Origin of the sequence: Stutzerimonas stutzeri (assembly GCF_013522825.1) — a bacterium.
Classification (GTDB): Bacteria; Pseudomonadota; Gammaproteobacteria; order Pseudomonadales; family Pseudomonadaceae; genus Stutzerimonas; species Stutzerimonas stutzeri_AK.
In genome coordinates this window covers 1-18,307 of sequence record NZ_JAAMQZ010000010.1, presented here as the reverse complement: position 1 = coordinate 18,307, position 18,307 = coordinate 1, and the positions used below count along the sequence as shown (strand labels likewise).

General features: G+C 62.5%; 12 protein-coding genes. 4 read left to right on the top strand and 8 right to left on the bottom strand.

Translation table 11 applies throughout. The features are described from left to right. The first annotated feature begins 70 nt into the window (after positions 1–70). On the top strand, positions 71–1,477 hold the full coding sequence (locus G7020_RS08335; protein WP_181083636.1) for an adenosylmethionine--8-amino-7-oxononanoate transaminase: 1,407 nt from the start codon (positions 71–73) through the stop codon (positions 1,475–1,477). Positions 1,478–1,579: 102 nt separating this feature from the next. Next, complete coding sequence (locus tag G7020_RS08330; protein ID WP_181083634.1) at positions 1,580–2,296, top strand: 16S rRNA (uracil(1498)-N(3))-methyltransferase; 717 nt, start codon at positions 1,580–1,582, stop codon at positions 2,294–2,296. A gap of 218 nt (positions 2,297–2,514) precedes the next feature. Here the strand turns inward: G7020_RS08330 and G7020_RS08325 are convergent, their stop codons facing one another. From G7020_RS08325 to pilG, 8 genes are all read right to left on the bottom strand, one after another. Next, positions 2,515–2,988 carry a chemotaxis protein CheW gene (locus G7020_RS08325; protein WP_181083632.1) on the bottom strand — a complete coding sequence of 158 codons (474 nt, stop codon included), beginning with the start codon at positions 2,986–2,988 and terminating at the stop codon, positions 2,515–2,517. Next, positions 2,985–4,037, bottom strand: a complete 1,053-nt coding sequence (locus tag G7020_RS08320) for a chemotaxis protein CheB (protein ID WP_181083630.1) — start codon at positions 4,035–4,037, stop codon at positions 2,985–2,987. The genes G7020_RS08325 and G7020_RS08320 overlap by 4 nt, the downstream gene beginning before the upstream one ends. Continuing rightward, complete coding sequence (locus G7020_RS08315) at positions 4,030–11,178, bottom strand: Hpt domain-containing protein (protein WP_181083809.1); 7,149 nt, start codon at positions 11,176–11,178, stop codon at positions 4,030–4,032. Before G7020_RS08315 ends, G7020_RS08320 begins: the two co-directional genes overlap by 8 nt. Positions 11,179–11,189: 11 nt before the next feature. Further along, the gene (locus G7020_RS08310; RefSeq protein WP_181083628.1) at positions 11,190–12,056 is read right to left on the bottom strand and encodes a protein-glutamate O-methyltransferase; all 867 of its coding nucleotides are present in this window, start codon (positions 12,054–12,056) and stop codon (positions 11,190–11,192) included. Between the two features lie 58 nt (positions 12,057–12,114). Further along, entirely contained in the window at positions 12,115–14,163 is a 2,049-nt protein-coding gene (locus tag G7020_RS08305; protein ID WP_181083626.1) for a methyl-accepting chemotaxis protein, read from the bottom strand. A 75-nt stretch (positions 14,164–14,238) separates the two neighbouring features. Further along, the gene (locus G7020_RS08300) at positions 14,239–14,775 is read right to left on the bottom strand and encodes a chemotaxis protein CheW (RefSeq protein ID WP_181083624.1); all 537 of its coding nucleotides are present in this window, start codon (positions 14,773–14,775) and stop codon (positions 14,239–14,241) included. 39 nt (positions 14,776–14,814) lie between these two features. Beyond that, entirely contained in the window at positions 14,815–15,180 is a 366-nt protein-coding gene (gene pilH / locus G7020_RS08295; RefSeq protein WP_158186391.1) for a twitching motility response regulator PilH, read from the bottom strand. 44 nt (positions 15,181–15,224) lie between these two features. After that, positions 15,225–15,632, bottom strand: a complete 408-nt coding sequence (gene pilG, locus G7020_RS08290) for a twitching motility response regulator PilG (RefSeq protein ID WP_181083622.1) — start codon at positions 15,630–15,632, stop codon at positions 15,225–15,227. 237 nt (positions 15,633–15,869) lie between these two features. Here pilG and gshB point away from each other — a divergent pair, with 237 nt between their 5' ends. Both gshB and G7020_RS08280 read left to right on the top strand, forming a co-directional pair. Then, on the top strand, positions 15,870–16,820 hold the full coding sequence (gene gshB, locus G7020_RS08285; protein ID WP_181083620.1) for a glutathione synthase: 951 nt from the start codon (positions 15,870–15,872) through the stop codon (positions 16,818–16,820). A 133-nt stretch (positions 16,821–16,953) separates the two neighbouring features. Continuing rightward, on the top strand, positions 16,954–17,850 hold the full coding sequence (locus tag G7020_RS08280) for an energy transducer TonB (protein ID WP_181083618.1): 897 nt from the start codon (positions 16,954–16,956) through the stop codon (positions 17,848–17,850). The last annotated feature ends 457 nt before the right edge of the window (positions 17,851–18,307 follow it).

Here is an 18,307-nt window from a genome sequence, read left to right as displayed (position 1 = left end):
CCGGCCCACAAATGCCGGGCAGCCACTTTCTGCTAGGCTGCGCATCCCGCACGACCGACAAGGAGCAATGATGAGCCTGAACGACAGCTGGATGCAGCGCGACCTCTCCGTGCTCTGGCATCCCTGCACCCAGATGAAGGACCACGAACAGCTGCCACTGATTCCCATCCGCCGCGGCGAAGGCGTCTGGCTGGAGGATTTCGATGGCAAGCGCTACATCGATGCCGTCAGTTCCTGGTGGGTCAATGTGTTCGGTCACGCCAACCCGCGCATCAACCAGCGCATCAAGGATCAGCTCGATCAGCTCGAACACGTGATGCTCGCCGGTTTCAGCCACCAGCCGGTGATCGAACTCTCCGAGCGACTGGTGGCGCTCACGCCGCCGGGACTGGAGCGGGTGTTCTACACCGACAACGGCTCGACCGGCATCGAAGTCGCCCTGAAGATGAGCTTTCATTACTGGCGCAACAGCGGGCAGCCGACCAAGCAGCGCTTCGTCACCCTGACCAACAGTTACCACGGCGAAACCGTCGCGGCGATGTCGGTGGGCGATGTCGCACTGTTCACCGATACCTACAAGCCGCTGTTGCTGGACACCTTCAAGGTGCCGAGCCCGGACTGCTACCTGCGCCCCGAAGGCGTGAGCTGGGAAGAACACTCGCGCACGATGTTCGCGCACATGGAACAGACCCTGGCCGAGCATCACGGGGAAATCGCCGCCGTGATCGTCGAACCGCTGATCCAGGGCGCGGGCGGCATGCGCATGTATCACCCGGTCTACCTCAAACTGCTGCGCGAGGCCTGCGATCGCTACGAGGTGCACCTGATTCATGACGAAATCGCCGTCGGCTTCGGGCGTACCGGGACGATGTTCGCCTGCGAACAGGCCGGCATCACCCCGGACTTCCTCTGCCTGTCCAAGGCCCTCACCGGCGGCTATCTGCCGATGGCGGCGGTATTGACGACGGACAGGCTCTACCAGGCGTTCTACGACGACTACTCGACCCTGCGCGCCTTCCTCCATTCACACACCTACACCGGCAACCCGCTGGCTTGCGCGGCGGCACTGGCGACACTGGATATCTTCGAGCAGGACAACGTGATCGAGGCGAACAAGACGCTGGCCGCGCGCATGGCAACCGCCACCGCGCACCTGGCCGATCACCCGCACGTTGCCGAAGTCAGGCAGACCGGCATGGCCGTCGCCATCGAGATGGTCGCTGACAAAGCCAGCAAGACGCCCTATCCGTGGCAGGAACGTCGCGGCCTCAAGGTCTACCAGCACGCCCTGCAACGCGGCGCCCTGCTGCGCCCGCTGGGCAGCGTGGTCTACTTCCTGCCGCCCTATACCATTACCGAGGAGCAGATCGACTTCCTCGCCGAAGTTGCCAGCGAAGGCATCGATATCGCCACCCGGGCAGCGGTCAGCGTGGCCATGACGCCGGGCGCGCCAGCGAACTTCCACGATCCGGGATAACAACCGGGAACAGCGCTGAAGGCTGGACGAAAGGAAGCCAGGGTTGCACCATGCCGTCCTCGTCCAGCCTTCAGCCTCCAGCGGCTTTTTCGGTTCCCCCCTATGCGCCTATCCCGCTTCTTTATCGACGCCCCGCTCTCCCTCGGCCAGCACGAACTGCCCGAAGCCCAGGCCCACTACATCGGTCGTGTCCTGCGTCTTGCGCCTGGCGCTGCCGTGCAGCTGTTCGACGGCAGTGGCCAGGAATACCAGGGCGAACTGGTCGAGGTGGGCAAGAAGCAGGTGCGTGTCGAGCTGCGCCAGCAACTGGCCGGCCTGCCCGAGTCGCGCCTGCGGATTCATCTCGGCCAGGGCCTGTCCCGAGGCGAGCGGATGGACTGGGCGATCCAGAAAGCCGTCGAACTGGGTGTTGCGGACATCACGCCGATCGTCAGCGAACGCTGCGAAGTGCGGCTGAAGGACGAGCGGGCCGACAAGCGCCTGGCCCACTGGCGCCAGATCGCCATCAGTGCCTGCGAGCAATGTGGACGCTCGGTCATCCCCGTGATCCACCCACCGACGCCTCTCGCGCAATGGCTCGGGGTTGAGGCCGCGCTGAAACTGGTCCTGCATCCTGTCGCCGAACCGTTGTCAGGCCATCAGCGCCCGGACTCACTGGCCTTTCTGATCGGCCCGGAAGGTGGTCTGACGGAGATCGAGGTGGAACAGGCGAAAAACCAAGGCTTCCATCCCGCCCGCCTCGGCCCGCGTGTACTGCGCACGGAGACCGCGCCGGTGGTCGCTCTGAGCGTGGCGCAGCAGTTATGGGGAGATTTCTGAGCCGCAAGCGTCAAGTGAACGCAAATGCAGGGGAATGTCGTTTTTTATATCACCTTGGCCTCGCTCGTCGGGTCGGTGAAGCGTGACCCGACCTACGCCAGACCGTAGCCTGGATTAGCCGAAGGCGTAATCCGGGTTTCCGAAGGCGTAATCCGACGTTCGGAATGCCTGATCCGACGACTTGAAAGCGACAGCCCACCCGAAGCCTGTCGAGGCGTTTATATCAATCCGGCATCGGCCAGTTTCTGTTCGAGAGCGATAAGGTCAGGAATACGCGCCTGGATATCGCCAAGGTTCACCGCATCCAGTTCCAGCGGCGCCAACGGCGCATCCGTACGTGCCAGGCTGGCATCGACCTTGATCGAACGCGGGATGCCCTGGACCAGCAAGGCAATGAACTTCACGTGATCGCGACCGCCCAGGGCGTTGAGGATCACGACCCGAGCCCGTGAACCGGTTTCTGTCTGCCCCCCCGAGGCCGCCTCGAACGACAGCAGCGGCAGCATCAGATCGCGCCAGGGGACCTGGCCGAGAAACCAGGCGGGCGCATTGCCCTGAACAGTTTGCGGCGCGCGGTAGGGAATCAGTTCGGCAACCGCCACGTTAGGCAGCAGCAGCGTGCGATCGGCGAGTGGCACCAGCAGGCCGGTGAGGCTGCTGGCAGCGTCCTGAGTGGTTAGCGACTGGCTCATGGAGTATCCGGTTGCAGGGCGACGGCAGGCCTGCCGGCCTGCCGCGCAAGATGGTCGAGCATGGCCTGGGCCAGTTCTCGCGGGTCTCCGCTGAAGGAGCTGTAGCCCCCTTCGCGAAGGCTGTCGGGCATGCTTGAGCACACGCATGAGTCGGCACGCTGGGTCCAGACCCGCCCGCCCTGGCGCAGCAGATAGGCCGCCGCGGCGCTGCCGTCGCTGCCCATGCCGCTGAAGGCGATAACGCCACAGCGACTGCCGAACTGTTGCGCCAGATTCAGCATCATCTGGTCGATGGAAGGGCTGTAGGGCTCGGGCCAGCTGCGTCCGTTCAGCAGCATGGCGCCTTCCTGACCGAAGCTCATTTCCTGGGCGATGGGCGCGATCACCACCTCGCCGCAGCGAATCCTGTCGCTGGCGCGGCTCTGGTTGACCTGCCACAGGCTATGGCGACCGACGGCTTGCGACAGTGCCGACTCGAAACTCGCTCCGATGTGCTGTGCGTAGACGAAGCCAACCGGCAGCCCGGCTGGCAGTGCATCGAGGAATGCCTTGACCGCCTCTGGCCCACCCAGCGACGCAGCCAGCAACCAGACCTCATTTGCTGGTTCACCGACTGCCGAACCGGTAGCAGCCAGAGCGCTCGGCAATGTCAGGCAGGCGGGACGCTGCATGTCGTCACGCATGATCTCCAGACGCGGACCGACCACACGCGACGGATCGCCGACCAACCGCTTGAGCTTGCCGAACAGGCGGCGCTCCCAGCGCGGGTAGTGTTCCGACTGCCGCTCCGGCGCATGCCCTTCACCAAAGAGAACCGGACAGCGGTCGCTCTCCAGCAGCGCATTGACCAGGGGCGAATCCTCGGTTTGGGCCAGATCGACAAGCCACAGATCGGCATCGACCGCTGCCAGGTCCGCCTCCTCCAGCCGAGCGGGATCATTGTTGAGCACCACCCGGTAGCCATTGGCGCTCAATGCCTGCTGCAACACATGGCGCTGCAGCGAGGTGTCGGCAATCACCCCGATGCGTGCCGCCTCCAGCTCACTCATGATGCATAACCAGTCGCTGGATCGTTTCGAGCAGCAGCGATTCCTGGTACGGCTTGCCGAGATACTCGTTCACGCCGATGGCCATTGCCCTGTCCCTGTGCTTTTCGCCGGTTCGCGAGGTGATCATGATGATCGGCAGCTGCTTGAGCCGCTCATCGTGGCGCACCAGTGTCGCCACCTCGAAACCGTCCATGCGAGGCATTTCGATATCCAGCAGCATGATGTCCGGCTTGCGTTCCTGCAGCTGGGTGATCGCATCGACACCATCCTTGGCGGTCAGTACGTTCATGCCGTTACGTTCCAGCAGGCGGCTGGTGACCTTGCGCACGGTGACGGAATCGTCCACCACCATGACCAGGGTCGGCCTGTCGATTTCCACTTCGGCTGGCGGGTCTTCGCCAATCAGTCGCAGCGGCTGCTGTTGTGTCAGCAGATGGGCATGAAGCACGCGAATGGTCGCCAGCAGGTCGAGAATCACCACCACGCGACCGTCACCGAGAATGGTCGCACCGGAAATGCCCGGCACCGTGGCGAACTGCGGCCCCAGGCTTTTCACCACGATTTCCCGCGAGCCGGCCAGGCTGTCGACCTGCACCGCGACGCTGTGCTCCTTCGAGCGCACCAGGATCACCGGCAACGGCAGGCTCTGAACGACCAGCTTGGGCCGCTGGCCGTTGTTCAACAGCTCGCCCAGGTAGCGCAGCTCGTAAGTCTGCCCGGCATACTCGAAACGCGGGGCGCCCGGCTGGTAATAGGCTTCGAGCTCATAAGGCGAAACGCGCACGATACCTTCGATGGTATTCAGCGGGATTGCATAAAGATCCTCACCGGAATACACCATCAGGGCGCGGTTGACCGATACGGTGAAAGGCAGGCGGATCAGGAAGCGCGTACCGACGCCCTGCTTCGACTCGATGCCCATGGAGCCACCAAGCTGCTTGACCTCCGAGTGCACCACATCCATGCCGACACCACGACCCGAGATCTGCGTGACCCGCTCGGCCGTGGAGAAACCCGCCTCGAGAATGAACTGCAGGATTTCATGATCGCTCAGCTCGGCACCGGCAAGCATCAGGCCGCGCTCGAGCGCCTTGCGCCGCACGGCCTCGATATTGATCCCCGCCCCGTCGTCGCTGAGCGCCAGGACGATGTCACCGCCCTCACGCGTCAGTTCCAGGCGGATATTGCCCTGCTCGGGCTTGCCTGCGGCGAGACGCCTGGGACCGGCCTCGATGCCGTGGTCCACGGCATTGCGCAGCATGTGCTCCAGCGGCGCGACGATACGTTCGAGGACGCTGCGATCCATTTCCCCCGTCGCGTTGCCGACGTGGAACTCGACCTGCTTGTCCAGCTCGCCGGCAATCTGCCGAACGATGCGGCGCAAGCGCGGCACCAGTCGATCGAAGGGCACCATGCGGGTCCGCATGAGGCCTTCCTGGAGTTCGGTGTTGACCCGTGCCTGCTGCAACAGCAGCGTTTCCGCATCGCGATTACGCGCCGCCAGGGTTTCCTTGAGGTCGAGCAGGTCGGACGCCGACTCGAACAACGCACGGGAAAGTTGCTGGAGCTGCGAGTGCCGGTCCATTTCCAGAGGGTCGAAATCGTCATAACCGGCGCGCTCGGCTTCGGCCTGATAGCTGCTCAGAATCTGCGCCTGGGTCTCGGTATCCAGCCGTCGTAACTGATCGCGGACCCGCTCGATGGTGGCTTCCATTTCACCCAGAGTGAAGCCGACGTCACTGACCTGCTGTTCGACCCGCCCGCGGAAGATCGAGGTTTCACCCGCCAGGTTGACCAGCCCCTCGAGCAGATCGGCCGGCACCTTGACCAGTTCCTGCGGCGCACGCCGCGATGCGGCATCCAGCGCGGCCTGCTCGGCACGACGAATGAACGGCAGAACCTTGGCCGGCGTACTGACAACCGGCGCCGGGACGCTGGCGGCAACGATCGGCGTATCCAGCGTGATCACCGCAGCATCGGTACGAGTCAGTTCAGACGTCGCCGGCTTGTGATCATCGTTGATCGTCTCCGGCTCGCTCGCCAACAGTGCGCGCATCGATTCCACTTCACCAAGCAGGGCGTCGTAGCCACGCTGCACATCGAGGAAAAGACTCTCCGACCAGGCTCCACCCTGCGCCTGGGCTTCTCCGAGACGCTGCTCCAGGTCATGCGCCATATCGCCCAGACCGCTCTGGCTGGCCAGCCGCGCACCACCCTTGAGCGTGTGCAGGATACGCATCATGTCAACCAGCGGAGCCGCGCTGTCACGCGCTGCATCCCAACGGGCCAGCAGCGCCTCCATCTCTTCCAGGAGGTCATCGGCCTCTTCGATAAAGATGTCCAGAATTTCGGCATCGGCCGCATTGCGAGCAACCTCCTCAGCCGCCTTCAAAGCGACGCTGCTGGGTATGCTCAACTGCTCATCGGGGTTGGCCCGAAAGCGCCGAATGGTTTCTATCAGGTCCAGTCCGCTGGGTAGCTCGCGATAGCTGCGCACCGCATCGAGCATCGCAGCAAGCCGGTCATGGCAGGACTGGAGCAGAGCGAACAGGGCTTCACTCGCCCGATAATGGCCGGCACACAGGCCTTCGTAGAGGTATTCGAGTTCATGGGCGAGATCGCCGATCTCGCGGATATCGGCCATCAGCGCGCCACCCTTGAGGGTATGCAGGTCTCGCTGCAGTGCCTCGACCTCGAAGCTGTTGTCGACATCATTCATCCAGCGCTGCAGCGACAAGCCGGCGCGCTCGAGGATATCGAAGCCTTCTTCAAGGAATATCTGCACCAGTTCGGGATCGCGCTCTTCCCAGCCTCCGCTGCCCGCCTCGGTGGGCTCCGTCGCGGACTGGCCCGCGGGAGGTTCCGACACATTCCCTGCGGGCTCTCCGATTTCGCCGTCCGACATCCATGACTCGATATCGAAGCTGGGATCCGGTGTCCACTCAACCTCAGTCGGGGCGGCATCGTTATCTATCGGCGCTGCAGCGCGCTCGGCTTGCATCTCATCGTCGCTGACCAGCCAGGCTTCATCGATCAGGCCTGGAAAATCCGAATCAACGGGTTCATTCGCGAGCGGCTCGGCATCGGCTACTGCCACAGACGGCTCATCGCTGTCCGCCATGTCGCTCTCGAAACCCGGCGCAGCACCCCGACGGTACGCCTGGATACGCTCGATCAGTACCAGTGCCGTGTCCATCGGCTGGTATGCCTGCAACTGCTCCAACTGCATCGCAAGCAGATCGTGGCTGCTCAGAAGCAGTGCGGCAAGTTCCTGCGAATGTGCATAACGCCCGTCGGTGAGCCCCTCGTAGAGCGCCTCCAACTCGTGGGCCAGATCACCTATGGGCCTAATCGCAGCCATCCGTGCACCACCCTTGAGGGTATGCAGGTCCCGCAACAGCGCAGACAGGGCCAACTGGTTGGCAGGATCGGCCAGCCAGCGCTCCAGTGCCCCCCCGGCACTTTCCAGCAGGTCGACGGCTTCATCGAGAAAAATCTCGACCATTTCCCGGTCCTGCTCGTCGTCCGGCGCGAGAAACTCGACAGGTTGGAATTCGGCTTCAGCAGTATCTACGGCGCAGGCCTCAGGAGTTGCAACTGCCTGCAGTGGGTCATCGACCGATAGGACATCCGACTCGCCCGCTTCAGCCAGCAAGGCCTCAAGACGAGCGACCAACTCAGGCTGCGCGCTGACCTGCAAGCCTGCCGCGACCTGATCCATCATGCCAACCAGCGCTTCGTGGCCCTGCTCGACATCGTCGAAAAACCGCTCGCTGACCGCAAGACGGCCATCCTGGACAACCGCATAGAGGTCGAGCAGCACCTGGCAGAGCGCATCGATCTGCGGCAGATCCGCCATCTGCGCGCCAAGCCCGAGGGTCGTCAGTTCCTCCAGCAGTGCGGTCAACTCCTGGCGTTCCTCCGGATGTTCGCGCCAGCTGTGCAGAAGATCCTCGGCATCCAGAAGGATGTTCATGCCTTCCGAGAGAAACAGCGCAATCATTCCCGGATCGCGCGCCTCGCCCTGATCCGTTTCGCCACGCGCTCCGGCAGCGGCCAGGCGCGCCTGATGCAAGGCATGCACCTGCTCAATGAACGCCTCGGCACCCTCGATGGGCGCCAGCGGATCATGATCCAGATTCTCCAGACCTCGGCGCAGCAATTGCTCTGCGCTGTGCAGAAGCTGCGCATCGGCCAGCTCCATGGCGATCAGGTTGGCCTTGAACTCCTTGGCCATTTTCTCCAGCGGGGTGGCAATTTCCGCCATGGGCAGGATGCCCGCCATATGGGCGCTGCCCTTGAGCGTATGCAGGGCACGCTGCAAATCATCGGTAACCGGCTGTGGCAGGCGCTGGGCGCAATCGGCGAGAAAATCCACCAGGGTTGTAAGGTGGGCTTCCGCCTCGTTACGGAAAATCTCCAGCAACTGCGGGTCCAGTGCCTCTTCCCGCGCGCTCTGCTCCGGCCCAGGCGACACGACCGCTTCGGCAGCAATCGGCTGTCCCTTGGCAAGCGCATGGGCATCAGCCGCCAACCGGTCGACATCATCACGCTGGCGCTGGGCTTTGGCCGCGAACTCCTCGATCAGTGCCGGCATCAGCCGGACGACATCGTCGACGACTTTGCTGACCGACTCACTCACCTCGATACTGCGGTCCAGGATTCGGTTGAACAGGTTCTCGACGGACCACGCCAGCTCGCCAATGACCAGCGCGCGGACCATGCGGCCACTGCCCTTGAGCGTATGGAAGGCGCGGCGCACCTCGGTCAGGGCTTCCTTGTCGTCGTGATCGGCGTGCCAGCGAGGCAGATACTCGCCGACCGTCTCAAGGACCTCGGCAGCTTCCTCGATGAAGACTTCAAGCAGTTCGTCGTCGACCGGCTCCTTGTCTTCCGGGGGCGGCAACAGGCTCGGCGGCACATCCTGTGCAGGCGGGTTGATGGCAACGACGGGAGCGGCCATGACGTCATCGAGGCTGATCGCCGGCTCGCTGCCCGGCAGTGCTACCACCGGCTCCGGCAGGACGACTGCGGGCATGCCCATCCCGGCCATCTCGGCCTCGCTCCACACCATCGAATAGTCGAGAGACTCGGTGTTCGCCTGCTCGTCCGATTCAGCGGCTACAGGCTCGGCAGGCGACGTTTCAGCGAAGGATGCGCCCACTTCGGCGTCGGCTGTCAGCAGCCATTCATCCTGCTCGTATTCGGCGACTTCTGGTGCAAGAGCCCATGCCTGCGAATCAGGATCGTCAGCAGGCGGCTGCCCAATCACCGGCGATTCGATGGTGCACGCCTCGCTCGTCAGAGCGTCAGGCCCTGCAACCAGCTCTACGTCCTCACTGACAGAGGCATCGGCAAGCAGCTCCGGCAGCAGCACTTCTATCTCATCCAGCGGATTGGCCAGCTCGAATTCCGGCGCGGCGTCAGCGGGCTCCGGCTCAAGGATCGAGGCAGGCTCGCTCAGCGGATAACCCAGCGCTTCCAGGCTCTCCTGCGCCACATCGAGAATCAGATCGCCCTGAGAACCGCAGTCTTCGCTGAGGCGTTCAAGGTAGTACTCGACGCTGGTGATCGCATCGGCAAGCATGTCCAGACTCTGCCAGTCCGGGATTGCCTGGCGCGCCAGCAACTGCTCCTGGATATAGCGGTTGCAGGCATCCAGCAAGGCTGCCGCACGCGCCAGCGGAATCATCGCCAATCCGCCACGGGACTGGGTCAGCAAATCGGGTACCCGCGCCAGATGCTGGTGATTCCACTGCGAGGCAATGAACTCGATGATGGCATCCTTGGCCTGTTCGAGCCCGGTACGCGCCTCGCGAACGACCAACTGATGGATCTGTGCGACATCGGTGGTCGGCAGGTGACTGGCCTCGTCTCGTTCCTCCGCGGTGCCACCCACCATGCCGGCCAGCGTCGCCTCGACGTACAGCAGCGCACCGGCAACATCCATCAAGGCGGCATCGTCGGCTTTGCGCTGGCCACGCGCCAGGGCTTCGACCACTTCAATCTGATCGAGAATGATCCGCCGCGGCTGACCGAAACCCAGCACCGCAAGGGTGTCGGCAATCTGCTTGAGAGGCACCTGTAACGCGCCGAGATCGGCCAGGTCCATGCGATCACTGCGCACGAACAGATCCAGGCTGTCCTTCACCCGAACGAGCTCTTCGCACAGCGCTGCCACCACCGAGCGCATGGCGCCGCGATCCGGGCCGGCCAACTGGGCGCGCTCCTCATCCACGACAGTGCTGTCGGGCAATGCCTCGTCGAGGCTGTACTCGGCCTTGAGGGCCTGGATGCGTGCAGACTGAGCGGGCGCCTTGGCGACGTAGAACAGCAGGTTCTTGGTCAATTCATCGGGGGCGGCCTGATTGATGCCGTCTGCGCCCTGCTCAACGAGACGCTTGAGCTCCCGGTCGACCTGGCGCAACAGGGTGCGAATCGTGGTGCCATTGGCGACCCCGCCACTGGCCAGCCCTTCGACCACGCCCGATGCGATCTGCCACAGGGCGCCAAGCGGCGCGTCCTTGCAGAGCATTTCCAGGCGCGCGAACACACGCGCCATGTAGCCCAGATTGGTGGGCAGATCCTGATTGCGGATGACCCCGACCAGGGCAACCTGCAGCATCTGCCGCATCTTTCGCAGCAAGCCAGGCAAGTCGGCGGTTTGCCGCTGCGCCAGGAATTCCCCTGAAAGAGCCGGACGGCGCGCGGACATGTCCGGCGAAAACAGGCTGGTCTCCGACAGCAGTTTCTCGCCACGCGCGGCGCGCAGGTCATTGAGCAACGGCAGCACGACCATGGGCAGATCGCGGCGCGCACTCTGGATTCGATCAAGGTAGGCCGGCATCTGCAGGATCGCCTGCATCAGCACTTCCAGCGCCTCGGTCCGGCTGGCGACACGCTCATCCAGCAAGGCGCGGGCGAGCTGCTCCATTTCCTCGGCGAGCAGGGCCGCACCATAGAACTCGACCATCTGCAGGGTACCCTGGACCTGATGCACATAGGTCAGGCAGAAGCGCATCCGCGTCGAGTCCTGCGGGTTTTCGACGAACGCTTCCAGCGCCTGCCGCGCCTGCTTCAGCGTTTCGGCAATTTCGCCCTTCACCCACTCCAGGGCGACATAATCGTGCCGATCACCCATAGCGACTCCGCTCATAAACTTTTCCGGGTAAAGGCCAGAACCCGACTGTCGGCCACCGGCAGCAGTTCCGGGTGCTGCCAACCAGCCACTTCGCCCACACCGATAACCAGCAATCCCCCAGGCGCCAGGCGCTCGGCCAGGCGGTTGAGGATTTCGCGGCGACGCCAGCGGCGGAAGTAGATCAACAGGTTCTGACAAAAAATGACGTCCATATCGGACATTGGCGCACCGGCCAGCTCCAGCACATTGAGCCTGGCGAAGCACACGCGTGCCGCCAGGCTGGGTATCACTTGAAAGCGATCATTCGGCAGGGACTGAAAGTAGCGTTCACGCAGTTGCGGCTCCACCTGCTCAAGCCGCCGAGGGCCATAGATACCGTCACGGGACCGGCTCAGGGCGCTGAGGCTGATATCCGTGCCGGTCACGCCGTAACAGGTTTCTCCGTCAGCAGCAGCCAGCACCTCGGCAGCACAGATGGCCAGCGAGTAGGTTTCCTCACCACTGGAACAGCCGACACTCCACAACGACCATGGCAAGGCCGCGTCACGGGATGCCTGGCGCTGCCTGATATATTCGCAAAGCAGGGCGAACGAGGGGGGATGTCGGAAGAAGCGGGTTTCCTGTACGGTCAGCCGGTCCATCAGCATCGACCACTCGACCGCGCCACGGGCACCGGCAGTGACCTGGCGGTAGTAGCTGGCGTAATCGGCAGCGCCGACTTCGCGCATGCGGCTGCTCAGATTGGCCTGCAGGAATGACCGACGCTGCTCGGAAATCACCATGCCGGAGCGCTCTTCAAGCAAGGCCTGCCACTCGCGAAACTCCGCTGATGACATATCGGCCAAGGGTCTCAGTGACCAGTCAACGCTCGGCTGCATGCCCTGCCCCTCACTCATGAACGTCCACGGAGACCATTAACAGGCCCCCGCGTCCCAGTCAGGCCTGATCCTGGTTTTCCGGCAAGGTGAAGCCGGAAACCGAATGCCGCATCTCGTTGGCCATCTTCGCGAGATTACCAATGCTCTTGGCGGTCGCGGTGGTGCCCGAGGAAGTCTGCGAGGTAATTTCCTGGATCACGTTCATGGTGTTGGAAATATGGCCGGCGGACGAAGCCTGCTGCCGGGCGGCGTTGGAGATGTTCTGGATCAGCGCCGCAAGGCTCTTGGATACCTTCTCGATCTCTTCCAGAGCGACCCCGGCATCCTGCGCCAGGCGTGCACCGCGTACCACTTCGGAGGTGGTCTGCTCCATCGAGATGACCGCCTCGTTGGTATCGGTCTGAATCGTCTTGACCAGTGCCTCGATCTGCTTGGTTGCCGCCGAGGAACGTTCTGCAAGGCGCTGTACTTCGTCGGCGACCACCGCGAAGCCACGACCGGCGTCACCGGCCATGGAGGCCTGGATCGCCGCGTTCAGTGCGAGGATGTTGGTCTGGTCAGCAATGTCGTTGATCAGGCTGACGATGTCACCGATCTCCTGGGACGACTCACCGAGGCGCTTGATTCGCTTGGAGGTGTCCTGGATCTGCTCGCGGATGTTGTCCATGCCGGTGATGGTGTTGTGCACCACTTCGTTGCCCTTGTTGGCGATGGCTACCGAGCGCTCCGCTACCGCCGAGGATTCGGCGGCGTTGGCCGATACCTGGTCGATCGACACGGCCATTTCGTTGATCGCCGCCGAAGCCCCGGCAATTTCCTGCGCCTGATGCTCGGAAGCCTCGGCCAGATGCATCGCGGTGGCCTGGGTTTCCTGGGCGGCACCGGATACCTGAACGGCAGTCTGGTTGATCGTCTCGACCAGATCGCGCAACTGGTCGATGGAATAGTTGATCGAGTCGGCGATAGCGCCGGTGAAGTCTTCGGTAACCGTTGCGGCTACGGTGAGGTCACCGTCAGCGAGGTCACCGATTTCATCGAGCAGACGCAGAATCGCCGTCTGGTTACGCTCGTTCTTTTCCGCAGTCTCGGTCAGCCGACGGCGTGCTTCCTGAACCATGACCAGACCGATCAACAGGATCGATGCCAACGCCAGAGCGCCGAGCACATAACCGGCCAGGGTGTTGATGTAGCGGGCATCAGCACGGCCCTGCAGGCCTTCGGTCAGCGCCGAGGTCTTGTCGAGCAGCGTCTGCGAAACCTCGAAGATGCTGTTGGACGATTCACGCACCTGGAACAGCTCCGGCGAGGTTTCCAGAATCTCGTCCACGGAGCCGGAAACGAACTGGAACAGCTCGGCAATCGCGCCAAGGCGGTCCAGCGCCTCGGCATCACTTACGCTGACAATGCCCATGGCTTCGTTGCCATCGAGCATCGCGTTGAGCACTCGACCGAACAGGCTGGCATCGCGTCCGAACATGTCGGCAGCCTGAACAGAGTCCTGGTCACCGGAAAGCACCTTGTTCACCGAGCCGAGAATACGCTCGGCCAGCAGAGACTGACGCTGGGCAACGGCAACCTGGGCCGCGGGGGCGCCACCTTCGATCAGGATGTCGACGACCTCTTCGTATTCCACTTGCAGCTGCGGAATGGTTTCGGCAAGGGTCGCGGCGACCTGGTGCAGGGAAAGTACGGTCTGCTCGCTGGCCAGAATGGCATCGGTGTTCTGCCGCAGGGTATCCCAGTCCTGCTGCACGGCGGCAATCTCGCCCTGCAGCGACTGAGGCACGGCGGGCAGGCCGATGCTGTCGTCACCCTGGGACAGATAACCCCAGCGACGGCTGAAATCGTTGCGCGCATCCTTCAACGAGTCGAACGCCTCTGGTTTACCGGCAGCCGCTTCCACCGCGTTCTTCGCGATGTGCTGGGAGAGAACTCGCAGCTCGCCCGCGTGTCCGATGTATTCACTGTCGTTGTCGGCCTGGGTGCTGACGTAGGCGAAGTTGGCGAACAACAGCACCATCGACACGATCAGGAGAATAAACAGCCCGGCGATCAGCGTATTGCTGCGCACACCGGCCAGCAGCGCATTTGCGTTCATTTTTTTCATTATCCGGCCCCCGCCTGGACCACCCTTACGTTTCCTTCCAAGAACCAAAGGCCGGCGCCTGCCGACCCGCCTAAATCAATACGCCACGTCCAGAAATGCCTGATGCGAAGCCAGCGCATGCGGGCTGAAGACCAGCCAGGGCTGCTCGCGCTGGAAGACACCATGGATAAAGGGCTGGATCGATGCTTCCACTGGTGGCAGCTGTTCGGAAAAGGCATCGACCGGAAAGTGCTGCATGCCGAACACTTCGTCGATCGTCAGCCCGGCGAACACGTCCTGGTGATCGACCACCAATACCCGTCGCTGCTTGCGCAACGGCGACAATTCCAGCCCGAAGTAGCCACACAGGTCCATGATCGGCAGCAATCTGCCGCGCACGTTGGCCACACCCTTGACCCAGCTCTTCACGCCGGGAAGAAGCGTGTAACGTGGCTCATGCAGTATCTCGCCGACCTCCCCCATAGGTGCGACGAACAACCGCTCACCCATCCGAAATCCGATACCGGCCCAGGTCTGGACAGCTTCCTGCTGGGAAGGCAGTCCGGCTGCCAGCGCCCGGCAACGTGCATCGATATCCAGAAGTCGCTGAAACGGTGTTGGCCTGTCCGACATGCTGCCACTTCCCTTCGTCCGGTTTGCAGATTTGCCAGATCAGCCCGCAAGCACGGCGTTAAGGGTCTTCAGCAGTGTCGCTTCGTCGACGGGCTTGGTCAGGTAATCCTTGGCCCCCTGACGCTTGCCCCAGACCTTATCGGTTTCCTGGTCCTTGGTGGTCACAATGATTACAGGAATGTGACTGGTTTCAGCATCTTTGGTCAGTTGGCGGGTAGCCTGAAAACCGTTGAGGCCCGGCATCACGATATCCATAAGGACGACATCGGGCTTTTCCTGGCGGGCAAGCGCCACACCATCCGCACCATTTTCGGCTTTGAGCACGACGTGGCCATGTTTCTCCAGCATGGCTGTCAGCTTGTACATTTCGGTCGGCGAGTCATCAACAATCAGAACGCGAGCCATGGTTTCTCCGTGGGAAAGGCTTCAGCGGCACACAGGGCCGAACTTCAGGATACTTGCTCTATCGGCGCAAAGTCAGGCACATGGGCCTTGATCGCGCCAAGCAACTCTTCTTTGCTGAAAGGTTTGGTGAGGTATTGATCCGACCCGACGATGCGTCCCTTGGCCTTGTCGAACAAGCCATCCTTGGAAGACAGCATGATCACCGGAGTGGATTTGAAGGCACTGTTGTTCTTGATCAGCGCGCAGGTCTGATAGCCATCGAGCCTGGGCATCATGATATCGACGAAGATGATGCGCGGATGGGTGTCCGCGATCTTGGCGAGCGCATCGAAGCCATCCACCGCCGTGATCACGTCACAACCTACTTTCTTCAGCAGCGTTTCGGCGGTGCGACGAATCGTCTTCGAATCGTCGATCACCATGACCTTCAAGCCCTCGGAGTGCTGTTCCATTTCGCCCTACCATCGCCTCGGTGAGTCGTAGTTTATCGTTATGTCAGTGCGCTACAGGCCCTGTCATCGATGGGCTGCACCCAATCGCCGGACCTTTTTAGCACACTCCTGATGCCCATGCTATCGACCGGAAAAGGAGCTGGATTTTCCTTGACCCAGCGCACAACCGCCGCCAATCTGCGTCGACATTTTCAATGTCCCGCAGCCTCGTACTGCCTTATCGCCGGAGATCACCACATGACTGTTCGCGTCGGGATCATCATGGATCCGATTGCGCGGATCGCTTTCAAGAAGGATAGCTCCCTCGCCATGCTGTTGGCCGCCCAGGCACGCAGCTGGACGCTCTATTACATGGAGCAGTGCGATCTCTATCAACTTGGCGGCGAAGCCCGTGCGCGCATGCGCGCATTGCAGGTATTCGACGATCCGCAGCACTGGTATGAAACCGGCGAGGAAATCGACGCGCCTCTGGGCGGGCTCGACGTGATCCTGATGCGCAAGGACCCGCCCTTCAATGGCGAGTACGTCTACACCACCTACCTGCTGGAAATGGCCGAGCGCGCCGGCGTGCTGGTGGTCAACCGCCCGCAGAGCCTGCGCGACTGCAACGAAAAGTTCTTCGCCACGCAATTTCCGCAATGCACGCCACCGACCCTGGTCAGCCGGCGCGCGGACATTCTCCGCGAGTTCGCCCGCGAGCAGCGTGACGTCATTCTCAAACCACTGGACGAGATGGGCGGCGCCTCGATCTTCCGCCACCGGGAAGGCGACCCCAACCTCTCGGTGATTCTCGAGACCCTGACCGAGCACGGCGCCCGCCAGATCATGGCGCAGCGCTATATCCCGGCCATCAAGGACGGCGACAAGCGCATCCTGATGATCGACGGCGAGCCGATTCCCTATTGCCTGGCACGTATACCTGCCGCCGGCGAAACCCGCGGCAATCTCGCCGCCGGCGGGCGCGGCGTGGCTCAGCCGCTGTCGGATCGCGACCGCGAGATCGCCGCCATCGTCGGCCCGGAGTTGCGCAAGCGCGGCCTGCTGTTCGTGGGTCTGGACGTGATCGGCGATTACCTCACCGAAATCAATATCACCAGCCCGACCTGTATCCGCGAGATCGACAACGCCTTCGACACCCGCATCGGAGAGCGTCTGATGGATGCGATTGCCGACAAGTTGAAGCGATAGCGGCTGGAAGCTGGACTCATCGCCGCTCGTCGGGTCGGTGAAGCGTGACCCGACCTACAGCTTTGCGCGTGAAACTTGCGGCTTGCCGCGCAAAGTCGGCAGACTGCGCGCACTTCGAGTCGACTGAAATGCGATGAACGCCGCTACACGCCAACCTGTTCCCGTCAGCCCCGGTGTCCGCCCTGCGGATCGCCTCGGCTTTACCCTGTTTCTCGCCGCTGCGCTGCATGTGGCGCTGATCCTGGGTCTCGGCTTTACCCTGACCGAGCCCAACCAGATCAGCAAGACACTGGAAATCACCCTTTCGACCTTCAAGAGCGAAGACAAGCCCAAGGAAGCCGACTTTCTCGCCCAGGACAATCAGCAGGGCAGCGGCACCCTGGAGCACAAGGCCGCGCCGAAAACCAGCGAGCAGGCGCCCTTCCAGGACACCGAGGTACGCAAGGTTTCGCCCGCAGCCGCACCGCCGCCCAGCAATCGCAGCGAAGCACCGAAAACCGCCGTCGCGACGCGCGCGCCACAACCGGAAAAGACCCCGGACACACCGCAGAAGAACAAGCCGCAGCCCCAGACTCCACCAGCGCCGACCTTCGACAGCTCGCAGTTGAGCGCCGAGATCGCCAGCCTCGAAGCGCAACTGTCCCAGGATATCCAGCAATACGCCAAGCGCCCCCGCGTCAGCCGCCAGAACACCGCCGCCACCATGCGCGACATCAGCGCCTGGTATCGCGACGAGTGGCGCAAGAAGGTCGAGCGCGTCGGCAACCTCAACTACCCGGAAGAGGCTCGCCGCCAGCGCATCCACGGCAGCCTGCGGATGCTGGTGGTGGTGGACCGCAACGGCAGCGTGCAGGAACTACGGGTGCTGGAATCCTCCGGGCATACCGTACTCGATGAAGCCGCCATGCGGATCGTCCGCCTCGCGGCCCCCTTCGCCCCGTTCGCGGGCGAGCTTGCAAAGCATTTCGACCAGGTGGAAATCATCAGGACCTGGCGTTTCGAGCGCGGCGACCGGCTGTCGAGCCAATAGCAGGCGTGTTTAGCTCCGCTGGAGACCAGGCGTAAAGGTAGACATGGGCCTTCGGCTCCGCCCGTCGGGTCGATGAAGTCTGACCCGACCTTGTATCTCGACTGCAGCCTTTCAGGAGGTGATAGTCCCCGGCTGATCATCGGGGGAGAGAGTGCAAGTAGTACCCGCCCTTAAGCTTCGAGCTTGTGACGTAGATAACGCTGCACTCCTCCGCACTCATCCAGCAAGTCCGAACGGTATCTTGAGCCACGAGCTCGCATTAGCAAGGTAGGACGGATGCAGTGACGATCTACCCGTTCACTGAGGAGGAAAACCATGACCATAGTCGTCGGCGTCGACATCGCCAAACACACATTCGACATCGCAACCTTGCAGAGCAACGGCAAGCACCGCACCAAAGGCAAGCTGACCAATGACTCAGCAGGCTTTGAGGTGTTCCAGCAATGGCTGCTCAAGT

Excerpts from the sequence above, each read along its gene's own strand:
- G7020_RS08335 (WP_181083636.1), top strand. The coding sequence starts at position 71 with ATGAGCCTGAACGACAGCTGGATGCAGCGCGACCTCTCCGTGCTCTGG.
- G7020_RS08330 (WP_181083634.1), top strand. The coding sequence starts at position 1,580 with ATGCGCCTATCCCGCTTCTTTATCGACGCCCCGCTCTCCCTCGGCCAG.
- G7020_RS08325 (WP_181083632.1), bottom strand. The coding sequence starts at position 2,988 with ATGAGCCAGTCGCTAACCACTCAGGACGCTGCCAGCAGCCTCACCGGC.
- G7020_RS08320 (WP_181083630.1), bottom strand. The coding sequence starts at position 4,037 with ATGAGTGAGCTGGAGGCGGCACGCATCGGGGTGATTGCCGACACCTCG.
- G7020_RS08315 (WP_181083809.1), bottom strand. The coding sequence starts at position 11,178 with ATGGGTGATCGGCACGATTATGTCGCCCTGGAGTGGGTGAAGGGCGAA.
- G7020_RS08310 (WP_181083628.1), bottom strand. The coding sequence starts at position 12,056 with ATGCAGCCGAGCGTTGACTGGTCACTGAGACCCTTGGCCGATATGTCA.
- G7020_RS08305 (WP_181083626.1), bottom strand. The coding sequence starts at position 14,163 with ATGAAAAAAATGAACGCAAATGCGCTGCTGGCCGGTGTGCGCAGCAAT.
- G7020_RS08300 (WP_181083624.1), bottom strand. The coding sequence starts at position 14,775 with ATGTCGGACAGGCCAACACCGTTTCAGCGACTTCTGGATATCGATGCA.
- pilH (WP_158186391.1), bottom strand. The coding sequence starts at position 15,180 with ATGGCTCGCGTTCTGATTGTTGATGACTCGCCGACCGAAATGTACAAG.
- pilG (WP_181083622.1), bottom strand. The coding sequence starts at position 15,632 with ATGGAACAGCACTCCGAGGGCTTGAAGGTCATGGTGATCGACGATTCG.
- gshB (WP_181083620.1), top strand. The coding sequence starts at position 15,870 with ATGACTGTTCGCGTCGGGATCATCATGGATCCGATTGCGCGGATCGCT.
- G7020_RS08280 (WP_181083618.1), top strand. The coding sequence starts at position 16,954 with ATGAACGCCGCTACACGCCAACCTGTTCCCGTCAGCCCCGGTGTCCGC.